Below are 12789 nucleotides of genomic sequence, written 5' to 3'. Positions count from 1 at the left end.
CAGGATAGCCACACCGGTTGGGGAAGCCGGGACACCGGTCGACACACGGGTGCCTCACAGGGCGTGCCACGGGGCGCACCGAGGGTGCGCAGCAGGAGGTCAGGTGGCGTCGGAGTCGAACGGCGGGCGCTCGACGGCCGGGGCCTGCTCGGACCTCTTCGTCATGTCGATCCTGCCACCTGAGGCCGCGTCCGACGTTCTGACTGAGCCATCTGGGCCATCTCGGCCATCCGAAGCGTCCGACTCGCTCTCGCGCCCGTGCACGGCGTCCGTGACCTCGGCCATCTCTTTCTTGAGGTCGAAGCCGTTGCGGATTTCCTTCAGGCCGAGCTCGTCGTTGTCGAGCTGCTTGCGGATGAAGGTCTTCGGATTCAGGTCCTCGAACTCGAAGTCCTTGAATTCCGGGCCGAGTTCACTGCGTATATCCGCCTTCGCGCTGTCCGAGAATTCGCGGATCTTACGGATGGTGCGCGAGGCGTCCTGAATCAGCTTGGGCAGCTTGTCCGGGCCGAAGACGAGCACGGCGAGGATGATCAGCGCCACTACCTCGAGCGGGCCAATGTCTGAGAACACCTTGAACTCCTTGCCATCCGGACCGGGTCCACGGTACCCGGCGTTCCTGTCCGTCCGGTAGCCGCTGGGCGACAGGCGGGGATCAGCTCCCGCCGGCCGAGCCGAGCACGAGGGTCACTTTCCGGTCCTTTCCGTCGCGCTGGACGGTCAGTTCCAGACTGTCCTTGGGGCGGTGGGCGCGAATCTTGACGATCAGCTCGTCGCCGGAATGGATGCGCTGGCCGTCCACTTCGGTGATGACGTCGCCCGGTTCGATTCCCGCGCGGTCGCCCGGGCCGCCCTTGTTCACGGCGGGGCCGCCGTCCTTGCCCTTGGCGCCGACGCGGGCGCCGTCGCCCGTGTACTCCATGTCGAGCGTGACACCGATCACAGGGTGCGTGGCCTTGCCGGTGTTGATCAGCTCTTCGGCGACGCGCTTGCCCTGGTTGATAGGGATGGCGAAGCCGAGCCCGATGGAACCGGCCTGGCCGCCGCCGGGCGCCGAGCTGTCGTCGGCGGAGCGGATGGCGCTGTTGATGCCGATGACACGGGCCTGGGCGTCGACCAGGGGACCGCCGGAGTTGCCGGGATTGATCGGGGCGTCGGTCTGCAACGCGTCGACGTAACTGACATCGCTGCCGTCGCCCTTCTCACCACCGGCGGTGATGGGGCGCTCCTTGGCGCTGATGATGCCGGAGGTGACGGTGTTGGCGAGGTCGAAGGGGGCGCCTATGGCGACGACGGGGTCGCCCACCTGGACGCTCTCGGAGTTCCCGAGGGGCAGCGGCTTGAGTCCGCGTACGCCCGACACCTTGACGACGGCCAGGTCGTACCCGGAGTCGCGCCCGATGACCTCGGCCTCCGCCGTCTCACCGCCGCTGAACGTCACCGATATCTCACCGCCGGTGCCTGCGGGCTCGACCACGTGATTGTTGGTCAGAATGTGCCCCTTGCCGTCGAGCACGAAGCCGGTGCCGGTGCCCTGTGCATCGTCGCCGCTGACGTGCAGGGTCACGACGCCGGGCAGCGAGCTCGCGGCGATGCCGGCCACGCTGTCCTTGGCCCGCCCCTTGGCCTCCGTGTCCACCTGCGGCAGCTCGACCTCCGTGCCGCCGTTGCGCTCCAGGTAGCCACCGACGGCTCCGCCGATGACGCCGGAGACGATGGCGATGACGGCGACGAAGACCAGGAGTGCGCGGTTCGCGCGCTTCCGCTTCTTGACCGGGTCGACGGGGACGGCCCCACTCTGCTGAAGCGGCGCGTTCCAGGGGTCGTACGGCTGCCGGGGCGGGGCCGCTTGGGCCTGCGGGTCCGGGTGCGGCTGTGCCTGTGCCTGCGGGAGCGACTGCTGGGCCGCCGGCTGCTGCGGGGGCGTGGGGTGCGCGGTGCCGTGGGGCGTGGTACCGCCGTGTACGGGGGCGGGGGCGGCGGCCGCTGGGGCCTGGCCCGGGGTGCCGTGGGGCGGGGTCGCGCCCGGGGTCGCCGCCGGGAGCTGCGTGCCGTGGGCGGGGGTCGCCACCGGGTGCTGGACGGGCGGGGCGGGGGCCCAGGGACCGGGCTCGCCGTAGGGCGGCGTGCTGTACGGGTCGGGGTCGTGCAGCGGGCGTGGGCAGTCCGCGGGGGGCGTGTCGGCGGGGGCGGGGGCCGTGTGGGCCGGGGCCTGGGCGTCCTGCGCGGCTTGCGCGGAAGCGGGGTGATCGGGAGCGAGCCGGCCCGGGCGGGGCGCGTCCTGCGCGGCTTGCGCGGCAGCGGGCTGGTCGGGAGCGAGCCGACCCGGGCCGGGCGCGTCCTGCGCAGCTTGCGCGGCGGCGGGCTGGTCGGGAACGGGCTCGGCGGATGTCGCCTGTGCGGGACCGCTCGGCGCCGGAGCCGCTGGTGCTTGGGCTGCCTCTGCGGGAGCTGCCTGTGCGGGAGCCGCAGGTGCGACGGCTGCCTCTGCGGGAGCCGCCGGTGCGGGAGCCGGAGGTACGGGCGTCGTCTGCTGCGCCGCGGCTGGGGCCGGCTCCGGTGGGTTCGCCGCTGCCAAGGTGAAATCGCCCGAGGCCGCGTCCGTCGCCGGTCCGGCGGCGGCTATCGCGTCGTCGGAGCCGCCCGGCTCACCCGCGGGCCCGGTGCCCGTGCCGCTCGGTCCGCCGTCGGGCGCGGACGCGGACGCGGACGCCGGCCGGGGACGGCTCCACCACTTCGCCTTCGTGGGCTTGCCCTCGTCCATGCTCTCCCCACAACTGGCCTGCGGCGGACGCCGATTACGTGCTCAACTCCGCGCCCGCCACGAAACCTGGGCAGGCACGGCCCACCCAGGATTCAATCAGGTTCCCGCGCCGAAGCGCAGAGCACGTCAGCGGATCTGCGAAGTGCCCTGCAGCGTGCCCTCTATCGGCGAGGACGCGGAAGTGCGCGCCGGGTCCGCTGTCTGCCCCGGAGCCGCGGGCCCCGGGGTCGGCAGTGCGGCACCGGAGGCGACACCGGGAGACATGGCGCCCGGCGAGACGGGAGCCACCGGCCGTATCAACGGGGACATGACCGCCGCGCCGGTGAAGAGCGGCGCCGTGGCCTGGACCGGCTCCGGTACGCGTGGCCCCCGTCCCGGCCCGCCGGGCAGCAGCGGACCTGCCGCCTCCGTCGGCGCGACCGGCGCCGCGAGGACGCCAGGGCGCTGCCCCTGCACGGTGAGCGGGCCACTGCCGCGGCGCCGCGAGGAGTCGGCGGGAGCCGTGCCGGTGCCCGAGCCCTGCGAACGCAGCGGCGACGCATTGCTGTTGCTGCTGCTTCCCGAGCCGCCCGCGCGCGGGTCGCCCGGATCGGCGGGAATGCCCGTGGTGACGCCGCCCAGCGCTATCGCGGCCAGCGACACCGCGCCCGCCGCGGCGAACGCGAAGCGCCTGCCACGCCACAGCGACCGCTCGGCGTCGTGCCGGCTGACGTCATGGATGCGGAAACCGCGCCCCGCTCCGGGCAGCACCGTGGCATGAGCCCCCGACGGCACATAGCCGAAGCTCTCGCCCTTGACGCCGAAGACCCCGGTCGGGGGCAGCCCTGACTCGGTGTCCGCGGTGGCGAAGCCGCCACCTGGCGCACGGGGACCGCCGGGCGGCTCGCTGCCGCCGCCGGGAAGCCCCTGGAGACGGGCGAGGAAACTCTCGGAGGGCGGCGGCGGCGCCACCTCCGCGAAAACGCTCTTGAGCCGCCGCTGCGAGTCGGCCTCGGTCTTGCACTTCGGACAGGTCGCGAGATGAGCGAGAACCCGCTCACGCGCGTCATGGCCCAACTCACCGTCCACCAGGGCGGCGAGTCGGTCCCCCAGATGCTGCTCGGCCTCGGCTAGATGCCGTTCGGCAGGATTCGACCGTGATCCACTCACGCGGTCGCGCCCCCTCCTCCCAGCGCCATGGCTCCGGCGAGCGAGCGGCGCTCGGCGCGGGCTTCGGGCGACCGGTGCTGAAGCGCCTTGCGCAGCTGCGAACGGCCACGGTGGATACGGCTGCGGACCGTACCCAGCTTGACGCCCAGGGTCGCGGCGATCTCCTCGTACGAGAGACCTTCGATGTCACACAGGACCACGGCCGCGCGGAACTCGGGAGCGAGGGTGTCGAGCGCCTGCTGCACGTCCGCGTCGAAATGCGTGTCGTTGAAGACCTGCTGCGGCGACGGCTCGCGGCTGGGAAGGCGCTCCGCCGCGTCGTCCCCGAGGGCGTCGAAGCGGATGCGCTGCTTGCGGCGCACCATGTCCAGGAAGAGGTTCGTGGTGATGCGGTGCAGCCAGCCCTCGAAGGTGCCGGGCGTGTACGTGGAGAGGGACCGGAAGACACGGACGAAGACCTCTTGCGTGAGGTCCTCGGCGTCGTGCTGGTTGCCGGTCAGGCGGTACGCGAGGCGATAGACCCGTCCGCTGTGCGTGCTGACGATCTCCTCCCAGGTGGGAGGGGTCCACGCCTGCGATTCCGCATCAGCGGCAAAGGTCGCGGTCTGAGCGGAGTGGGCAGCGTGGGATCGGTCAGCGGTGTCGGTCACGGATTTCGGCTCACCCGCCAACCTGAGAAAGCGCCTCAGCGCTCCTCCCCGATCCGCGGACGCAGCCGCACCTCCCCTGTCGGCTCTGGTGGTGTCCAGTGGAGCCCCTACCATAGCCACCTCGCCCGTTAGCTCCGGATAAGCGTTTTTACCGGAATTTGGTACGGGCTTCTCGCCAGGTGTCCTGCCTGGCCGAAGGGCCCGCGCCCAGTCTTGATCCATTCGTTACCCCCGCTGTCCTCACACCCTTACTAAACGCCCGGTCCCATCTGCGGGTTCCCACCCCCAACGGATACAGTCACGGCCAGGCATCCACGGGGACAGGAGAGGGCCATTACCGGCAACCGGCAGACGAGCTGGGCGTTCGCCGACGCCTTTGTCGCCGAGGACGAAGCTCTGCGCTGGGCCCGTGACCGGGCCCGGGAAGCGGGGCTGCCCTCGGTGTCGCCCGGTACCGGCGCCGCGCTGCGGATGCTCGCCGCCACCGCGGACGCCAAGGCCGTGGCCGAGATCGGGACGGGCACAGGAGTGTCCGGAATCCATCTCCTGCACGGCATGCGGCCCGACGGGGTGCTGACCACCGTCGACCCGGAGCCCGACCGCCAGCAGTTCGCCCGGCAGGCCTTCCGCGCCGCCGGGTTCGCCGGCAACCGCGCGCGCTTCATCCCCGGACGCGCCCTCGACGTACTGCCGCGCCTCGCGGACGGGGGCTACGACCTCGTCTTCTGCGACGGCGACCGCACGGAGTACCTCGACTACCTCGCTGAATCGTTGCGCCTGTTGCGGCCCGGCGGGCTCGTCTGCTTCGAGGGCACCTTCGCGGACGGCCGCACGGTCGACTCCGGCCCGCAGCCGGCCGAGGTGCTGCGCATCCGCGAGCTGTTGCGCGCCGTACGCGAGAGCCAGGATCTGATGCCGTCGCTGTTGCCGGTGGGCGACGGGCTTCTCTGCGCCGTGAAGCGCTAGCTTCGGGGCGCCCGAACCCCGGACACAGCACCGCCCCGGCACCTTTTACGATGCCGGGGCAGTGAAAAGTTTGGGCGCGCTTCCGCGTCAGCCGACGACCTTCTTCAGGGCGTCGCCGAGTGCATCGGCCTCGTCCGGAGTCAGTTCGACGACAAGTCGTCCGCCGCCTTCGAGCGGAACGCGCATGACGATGCCCCGCCCCTCCTTGGTCACCTCGAGCGGGCCGTCGCCCGTCCGCGGCTTCATGGCCGCCATGCTCGTTCCCCTTCCTGAAACCAGCTCATCGCAGCCGACAACCCAGGTGTCACCGGCATCGAACACATTGCTTCCAGGCCATTATCCCGCATGGCGGGACCCGATGACCAACATCGGTCTGCATCGCTTGCGCAACGCGCGCCCGCAAAACCACTCAATTCGGCGATGTGGCTGCGATACTTCGCCGCTTCATAGCCTTGCAGGGCCCGGAATTCTTTGACGCAGGTCACATATCTCCCCTCATGTCGGAGGTCGATGATCTCCGACATGCTGGGTGCGGACAAAGATGGCAAGGACAGGACCACCGGAGGGGATTCACCATGGCCGACACCGTGCTCTACGAGGTGAGCGACGGACTCGCGACGATCACGCTGAACCGCCCCGACGCGATGAACGCGATGAACACCGAGGCCAAGGTCGCCCTGCGGGAGGCGGCGCAATCGGCCGAGTCGGACCCCGCGGTGCGCGCCGTACTGCTCACCGCGACCGGGCGCGCCTTCTGCGTGGGACAGGACCTGAAAGAGCACGTGGGCTCGCTGCTCGCCGACCGCGAGGCGGGCACCCGGCAGACGATGAGCACGGTGCACGAGCACTACAACCCCATCCTGAAGGCGCTCACCGGGATGGCGAAGCCGGTCGTCGCGGGCGTCAACGGCGTCGCGGCCGGCGCCGGGCTCGGCTTCGCGCTCGCCGCCGACTACCGGATCGTCGCGGACACCGCGCGCTTCAACACCTCCTTCGCCGGGGTCGCGCTGACCGCCGACTCGGGGGTCTCCTGGACGCTGCAGCGCCTGATCGGCCCCGGCAGGGCCGCCGACCTGCTGCTCTTCCCGCGCAACATCAGCGCGCAGGAGGCGTACGACCTGGGGCTCGTCAACAAGGTCGTCCCCGCGGACGATCTCGCGGCCGAGGCAGAGCAGCTGGCCCGCACCCTCGCCGAGGGCCCGACGCTCGCGTACGGCGCGCTCAAGGAGTCGCTCGCCTACGCGGCCGGGCGCACCCTGGAGGAGGCCCTGGAGAAGGAGGACGAACTCCAGGCGAAGGCGGGCGCGTCCGAGGACCACGCGATCGCCGTGCAGGCCTTCCTGGACAAGGCGAAGCCGAAGTACCTGGGCCGCTGAGCCCCGGCCGCGTTTGAGGACAGGGCCTGACAGGACCTAGGGGACCCGGATCACGCAGTCCTCGAGGTGGTCGTTCACCAGGCCGCAGGCCTGCATCAGGGCGTACGCCGTGGTGGGGCCGACGAACCGGATGCCGCGCTTCTTGAGGGCCTTGGACAGGGCCGTGGACTCGGGCGTGATCGCCGGTACGTCGGCCAGCCTGCCCGGCGCCTTGAGGGACGCCGGGTCCGGGGCGTGCGACCAGATGAGCTCGTCGAGCTCGCCCTCGGCCCAGTCGACGAGCACGCGCGCGTTGGCGAGCGTCGCGTCGACCTTGGCGCGGTTGCGGATGATGCCGGGGTCGGCGAGCAGCCGCTCCCGGTCGGCGTCCGTGAACCGCGCCACCTCGGCGATCTTGAAGCCGGCGAAGGCCGCGCGGAAGCCCTCGCGGCGGCGCAGGATCGTGATCCAGGACAGGCCCGACTGGAAGGCCTCCAGGCAGAGGCGCTCGTACAACGCGTCGTCCCCGTGGACCGGACGGCCCCACTCCTCGTCGTGGTACGCCACATAGTCCTCGGTCGAAAGCCCCCAGGGGCAGCGCAGTCCGCCGTCCGGGCCCGCCACCGCGTCGCCGCTCACTGGTCGTTCTCCTCCTCGGCCGCGTCCCGCACCGGCTCCGTGTCCTTGCCGTGCGTCTTGAACAGGCCGGGGCCGCCCACCGCGGCCGCCTGCGCGCCGGCCAGGGCCGCCTCAAGCTCCGCGATGTGGGCGTCCCGCTCGGCCAGTTCGGCGCCGAGGCGGCCGAGCGCGTCGTCCACGTCCGCCATGCGGTAGCCCCGCACGGTCAGCGGGAAGCGCAGCGCCTCGACGTCGGCGCGGCGCAGGGCGCGGCCTTGGGGCAGCGGATCGGTGAACCGCTCGGGCGACACGTCGGGCAGCGCGGCGCGATCGCCGCCGCCCACCACCGCGAGCGTCACCGCGCCGACCACCACCACAAGGGCGATGACCAGGAACAAGAACAAGACCATCTCTTCGGGCCCCCACGCTCGACTGCCCATGCAGCAACTCGGTGCTGAATCTGTCAGGGTCCGATCGTGCCATGCGGCTGTGACAGTTAAGGTCGCAGGCGGCCGGGCAGCGGCGGCCTACGGCACCGACAGAGGAGGATCACAGGGGATGCTCAGGCTTGGCAGGCGTGCATTCGACGCGCACGAGCCGGTGATCATGGCGATCGTGAACCGGACCCCTGACTCCTTCTACGACCAGGGCGCCACGTTCCGCGACGAACCCGCGCTCGCCCGCGTGGAGCAGGCGGTGTCCGAGGGCGCGGCCATCATCGACATCGGCGGGGTCAAGGCCGGTCCCGGCGAGGAAGTCACGGCCGAGGAGGAGGCGCGGCGGACAGTCGGTTTCGTCGCCGATGTACGCAAGCGCTTCCCCGACGTCGTCATCAGCGTTGACACGTGGCGGCACGAGGTCGGCGAGGCGGTCTGCGAGGCCGGGGCCGATCTCCTGAACGACGCCTGGGGCGGCGTCGACCCGAAGCTGGCGGAGGTCGCCGCGCGGTACGGGGTGGGTCTTGTGTGCACGCACGCGGGCGGTGCCGAGCCGCGGACCCGTCCGCACCGGATCGCGTACGAGGACGTGATGGCCGACATCCTCGACGTCACCGTCGGTCTTGCCGAGCGCGCCGTGGAGCTCGGAGTCCCGCGCGAGTCCGTGATGATCGATCCAGGGCACGACTTCGGGAAGAACACCCGGCATTCGCTGGAGGCGACCCGGCGGCTCGGCGAGATGGTGGAGACGGGATGGCCGGTGCTTGTCTCCCTCTCCAACAAGGACTTTGTCGGCGAGACGCTGGACCGGCCGGTGAAGGAGCGGGTCATCGGGACGCTGGCGACGACCGCGGTCTCGGCGTGGCTGGGGGCGCAGGTGTACCGGGTGCACGAGGTCGCGGAGACGCGGCAGGTCCTTGACATGGTGGCGACGATCGCGGGGCACCGGGACCCGGCTGTCGCCCGGCGCGGACTGGCGTAACACCAGGCGGTCGCGTGAGCGGGCGGGAGAGACCCGCCCGCCCGGCAGGGCCTAGCGGCCGACCTCCTTGGTGACCAGGGCCACCGCCTCTTCCACGTCGTCCGTGATGTGGAACAGGTGCAGATCGTGCTCCGAGGCCTTGCCGCCCGCCACCACCGTGTGGCGGAGCCAGTCGACGAGGCCGCCCCAGTACTCCGAGCCGAACAGGACGATGGGGAAGCGGGTCACCTTGCGGGTCTGGACGAGGGTGAGCGCCTCGAAGAGCTCGTCCAGGGTGCCGAGTCCGCCGGGCAGGACCACGAAGCCCTGGGCGTACTTCACGAACATGGTCTTGCGTACGAAGAAGTAGCGGAAGTTGACGCCGATGTCGACGTGGTCGTTGAGCCCCTGTTCGAAGGGCAGCTCGATGCCGAGGCCGACGGAGATGCCCCTGGCCTCGCGCGCGCCCCGGTTCGCGGCCTCCATCGCGCCCGGGCCGCCGCCCGTGATCACCGCGAAGCCCGCGTCGACCAGTGCCTTGCCGATGCGGACGCCCGCCTCGTACTCGGGCGAACCGGGCGGCGTACGCGCCGAGCCGAAGACGCTGATGGCGCTGGGGAGTTCGGCGAGCGCGCCGAAGCCTTCCACGAACTCCGACTGGATGCGCATGACCCGCCAGGGGTCGGTGTGCACCCACTCCGAGTCGCCCTCGGTGTCGAGCAGCCGCTGGTCGGTGGTGCCGGGAGTGATCTGTTCACGCCGCCGCACCACGGGCCCCAGGTACTGCTCCTCCGGCGGCCCCTGCGCTTCTGGATTACCCACGAACATCCCCTTCCGCTGCGGTCACGCTCACTTGCCGCTTCAGCGTAGGTCTACGGGCGTTACAAACGGCGCATCCTTGCGGGAACTCACGATGTCAGCCAGGCGGTGAGCCGCTTCTCCGCCTCCGGGATCAGCGCGGCCTCGACCCGCTCGTCGACCTTGTGGGCGAGCAGCGGGGCGCCGGGCCCGTAGTTCACCGCGGGCACGCCGAGCGCGCTGAAGCGGGAGACGTCCGTCCAGCCGAACTTGGGCCGCGGAGTGCCGCCGACCGCCGCCACGAAGGCCGCCGCCGCGGGGTGGGTGAGACCGGGCCGTGCGCCGCCGGTGTGGTCGTCGACGATGAACTCGGCGATGTCGCAGTCGGCGAAGTAGTCGCGCACGAAGGCGAGCGCCTCGTCCTCGGTGCGGTCGGGCGCGTAGCGGAAGTTGACGACGACGGTGCACTCGTCGGGGATGACGTTGGTCGCGACGCCGCCCTCGATCCGTACGGCGTTGAGTCCCTCGTGGAACTCAAGCCCGTCGACCACCGGCTTGCGCGGCTCGTACGCGGCCAGCTTGTCGAGGATCGGCGCGACCTTGTGGATCGCGTTGGAGCCCATCCACGCGCGTGCGGAGTGGGCGCGCTCGCCCTTCGTCTTCAGGAACACCCGCAGCGTGCCCTGGCAGCCGCCCTCGACCTGGCAGTCCGTCGGCTCCAGGAGGACCGCGAAGTCGCCCGCGAGCCAGTCGGGGTGGGCATCGGCGACATGGCCGAGGCCGTTGAGGTGGGCGGCGACCTCTTCGTTGTCGTAGAAGACGAAGGTCAGGTCGCGGTTGGGCTCGGTGACCGTCTGGGCGATGCGCAGCTGCACCGCGACGCCCGACTTCATGTCGCAGGTGCCGCAGCCCCACAGGATCCCGTGCTCGTCCAGGCGGGAGGGCACGTTGTCCGCGATCGGCACGGTGTCGATGTGCCCGGCAAGGATCACGCGCTCGGCGCGGCCCAGGTTCGTGCGGGCCACGATGTTGTTGCCGTGCCGGTCGACGGTCAGGTGCGGCAGACCCCGCAGCGCCGTCTCGATGGCATCCGCGAGCGCCTTCTCCTCGCCGCTCGGCGACGGGAAGTCGACGAGCCGGGCAGTGAGCTCGGCGGCGTCGAGGGTGAGGTCGAGCGGGGGCTGATGCGAGGTCTGAGCCATGGCTTCGACCCTAACGCCCCTCGGCGCGCCGCCTTGTCAGCGGCCTCCAGTACCTTGGTCGCGTGCCTGAGCCCCCCACCCTCGTCCGGCGCGGCCGCCTCCTCCGTATCGGGGCGGCCGTCGCGGTGCTGCTCGCCCTCGTCGGCTATGTGGTGGTGCAGTACGTATCCGGGGGCAGGGCCGCGCCACGCTGCGAGGTCGTGTCGGGCGACGGCGACGGGGCGTCGTACGAGTTCGCGGCCGAGCAGGCGGAGAACGCCGCGACGGTCGCCGCCGTGGGCACATCCCGCGGCATGCCCGAGCGCGCGGTGACGATCGCCATCGCGACCGCCCTGCAGGAGTCCGGTCTGCGCAACATCAGCCATGGCGACCGGGATTCGCTCGGCCTCTTCCAGCAGCGGCCTTCGCAGGGCTGGGGCAATGAAGGGCAGATCATGGACCCGGCGTACTCGGCCGCGCGTTTCTACGCCCATCTCGACAAGGTCCCCGGCTACTCCCGCCTCCCCCTGACGGTCGCCGCGCAGCGCGTGCAGCGCAGCGGCTATCCGCAGGCGTACGCGAAGCACGAGCCGAACGCGGCGCTGCTTGCCGCCGCGCTGACCGGCCGCGCCCCCGCCACCCTCAGCTGCGAGGGCCGGGAGCCCGCGGAGCCGGGCGATCCGGCTCAGGTGCAGGCCGCGCTCGTACGCGACTTCGGCCGCGATGTGGCGCCCGAGGGTGACGGCCGCGCGGTGACCGTGCCGGTGTCCGCGACGGCGGGGACCGCCGGGGGCGGGGCCGGACAGCGGGGCTGGGAGCTGGCGCACTGGGCGGTGGCCCAGGCGTCCGCGCTCGGCATCGAGAAGGTGTCGTACGCGGGCCGGGAGTGGCGTGTCGGGGATTCCGGCAAGAAATGGCACAAGCCCGGCAAGGCGGACGCGGACGAGTCGGGCACGGACGCCGGGAACGGCGCGGGCGAGGTCCGAATCGTCACTGGACAGTAGTACGACGCTTCACCCGATCTGACCACGCTGATCACTCAGGGGCGACGCACCGTCCAGGTTTTCGCGCACTGCCCGCCACATCCGCCAAACCCCTTGCGAACACAGGGCATTGACGATTCAGCAGGCTCGCGTGAGGCGAGTCCTTTGCCCGTCTTTATCCGCAGCCGATTATGCGATGCATTGCCAACTCTTTACGTTGGGCCACCGCAACCTTCGCGGGCTTCGAGCGGTATTCACTGCGTCCGAACGCCGGGCCCCATCCGGCCGGACACACCCACGTTCTCTCCCGTCTGAAGGAGCATCATGTCCCTCCCCCTGACCCGCCGGATCGCCCGCGCCGCGCTGCTCATCGCAGCGGGGACGGCTCCCGTGGTCGGTGCGGCCGGCTCCGCAAGCGCCGCCGAACTCCCCGCCACCCCCAACCTCGGCGGCGTCACCGCCCTCGACGGTGCCGGCCTGGGCAACGCCGTCGACGGCGCGGCACAGAACGTCACCCGTCTCGCGGGCGAGACCGGCAGCAAGGCCGTGAAGAAGTCCGTGCCGCCCGCGGGCAAGGCAGTGAAGAAGTCCGTGCCGACCGCGGGCAAGGCCGTCCGCTCGGGCACCAAGAGCGCCAAGACCACCGCCCCCGCGGCGCAGAAGGCCGCCGGCGGCGTCGCGGGCAGCGCGGGCAGGTTGCTCGGCCAGACCGCGAACACGGCCACCGAGGGCGGTCTGCCCACCGGCGCCGTAGGCGGTGGCCTGCCCGCCGACCAGCTGCCGGTCAAGGGCCTCCCGCTCGGCTGATCCACCAGGCATGGGGGGGGGGGGGGGCGGCGGGCCCCCGCCCCCCCCCCCCCGCCCCCCCCGCCCCCCCGCACCCACCCCCCCCCCCCCCCCACACCGCCCCGCCCGGCCCGACCCCCC

General features: G+C 71.6%; 14 protein-coding genes. 5 read left to right on the top strand and 9 right to left on the bottom strand.

The window, feature by feature from the left end; genetic code table 11:
- Window positions 1-99: 99 nt before the first annotated feature.
- From AB0O76_RS07805 to sigE, 4 genes are all read right to left on the bottom strand, one after another.
- Window positions 100-573, bottom strand: coding sequence for a sec-independent translocase (locus tag AB0O76_RS07805; RefSeq protein WP_365486557.1), 474 nt, complete (start codon window positions 571-573; stop codon window positions 100-102).
- Window positions 574-655: 82 nt separating this feature from the next.
- Window positions 656-2764: a trypsin-like peptidase domain-containing protein gene (locus AB0O76_RS07800; RefSeq protein WP_365486555.1), complete on the bottom strand. Its 2109-nt coding sequence runs from the start codon at window positions 2762-2764 to the stop codon at window positions 656-658.
- A 126-nt stretch (window positions 2765-2890) separates the two neighbouring features.
- A complete protein-coding gene (locus AB0O76_RS07795) occupies window positions 2891-3913 on the bottom strand; it encodes a zf-HC2 domain-containing protein (protein WP_365486553.1) in 1023 nt (340 codons plus the stop codon).
- The gene (sigE, locus tag AB0O76_RS07790; RefSeq protein ID WP_365486551.1) at window positions 3910-4677 is read right to left on the bottom strand and encodes an RNA polymerase sigma factor SigE; all 768 of its coding nucleotides are present in this window, start codon (window positions 4675-4677) and stop codon (window positions 3910-3912) included. The genes AB0O76_RS07795 and sigE overlap by 4 nt, the downstream gene beginning before the upstream one ends.
- Before the next feature lie 153 nt (window positions 4678-4830).
- Here sigE and AB0O76_RS07785 point away from each other — a divergent pair, with 153 nt between their 5' ends.
- On the top strand, window positions 4831-5529 hold the full coding sequence (locus AB0O76_RS07785; protein WP_135333317.1) for an O-methyltransferase: 699 nt from the start codon (window positions 4831-4833) through the stop codon (window positions 5527-5529).
- 87 nt (window positions 5530-5616) lie between these two features.
- On the opposite strand, the gene AB0O76_RS07780 is transcribed toward AB0O76_RS07785, so the two are convergent.
- Complete coding sequence (locus AB0O76_RS07780; RefSeq protein ID WP_003966491.1) at window positions 5617-5784, bottom strand: DUF3117 domain-containing protein; 168 nt, start codon at window positions 5782-5784, stop codon at window positions 5617-5619.
- 320 nt (window positions 5785-6104) lie between these two features.
- Here AB0O76_RS07780 and AB0O76_RS07775 point away from each other — a divergent pair, with 320 nt between their 5' ends.
- On the top strand, window positions 6105-6905 hold the full coding sequence (locus tag AB0O76_RS07775) for an enoyl-CoA hydratase-related protein (RefSeq protein ID WP_365486549.1): 801 nt from the start codon (window positions 6105-6107) through the stop codon (window positions 6903-6905).
- A 36-nt stretch (window positions 6906-6941) separates the two neighbouring features.
- Here the strand turns inward: AB0O76_RS07775 and AB0O76_RS07770 are convergent, their stop codons facing one another.
- Window positions 6942-7523 (bottom strand): DNA-3-methyladenine glycosylase I, encoded by a 582-nt coding sequence (locus tag AB0O76_RS07770; RefSeq protein WP_365486547.1) that lies wholly within the window; start codon window positions 7521-7523, stop codon window positions 6942-6944.
- Window positions 7520-7912, bottom strand: coding sequence for a DivIVA domain-containing protein (locus AB0O76_RS07765; protein WP_365486545.1), 393 nt, complete (start codon window positions 7910-7912; stop codon window positions 7520-7522). The genes AB0O76_RS07770 and AB0O76_RS07765 overlap by 4 nt, the downstream gene beginning before the upstream one ends.
- Window positions 7913-8060: 148 nt before the next feature.
- Between AB0O76_RS07765 and folP the strand changes: the two genes are divergently transcribed.
- Window positions 8061-8921 carry a dihydropteroate synthase gene (folP, locus tag AB0O76_RS07760; RefSeq protein ID WP_365486543.1) on the top strand — a complete coding sequence of 287 codons (861 nt, stop codon included), beginning with the start codon at window positions 8061-8063 and terminating at the stop codon, window positions 8919-8921.
- A gap of 51 nt (window positions 8922-8972) precedes the next feature.
- Here folP and AB0O76_RS07755 read toward each other — a convergent pair whose 3' ends face one another.
- Together AB0O76_RS07755 and dapE are read right to left on the bottom strand one after the other, a co-directional pair.
- A complete protein-coding gene (locus AB0O76_RS07755) occupies window positions 8973-9728 on the bottom strand; it encodes a TIGR00730 family Rossman fold protein (protein WP_365486541.1) in 756 nt (251 codons plus the stop codon).
- Window positions 9729-9808: 80 nt separating this feature from the next.
- Window positions 9809-10900, bottom strand: a complete 1092-nt coding sequence (gene dapE, locus AB0O76_RS07750) for a succinyl-diaminopimelate desuccinylase (protein WP_365486539.1) — start codon at window positions 10898-10900, stop codon at window positions 9809-9811.
- Between the two features lie 62 nt (window positions 10901-10962).
- Between dapE and AB0O76_RS07745 the strand changes: the two genes are divergently transcribed.
- A complete protein-coding gene (locus AB0O76_RS07745; protein ID WP_365486537.1) occupies window positions 10963-11883 on the top strand; it encodes a heavy metal transporter in 921 nt (306 codons plus the stop codon).
- Between the two features lie 303 nt (window positions 11884-12186).
- Window positions 12187-12669 carry an ATP-binding protein gene (locus AB0O76_RS07740; protein WP_365486535.1) on the top strand — a complete coding sequence of 161 codons (483 nt, stop codon included), beginning with the start codon at window positions 12187-12189 and terminating at the stop codon, window positions 12667-12669.
- Window positions 12670-12789 lie beyond the last annotated feature (120 nt).

Origin of the sequence: Streptomyces sp. NPDC086554 (assembly GCF_040686095.1) — a bacterium.
Lineage (GTDB): Bacteria > Actinomycetota > Actinomycetes > Streptomycetales > Streptomycetaceae > Streptomyces.
Note: the sequence above shows the minus strand (reverse complement) of the source record. Positions and strands in the feature narration are given on the sequence as shown.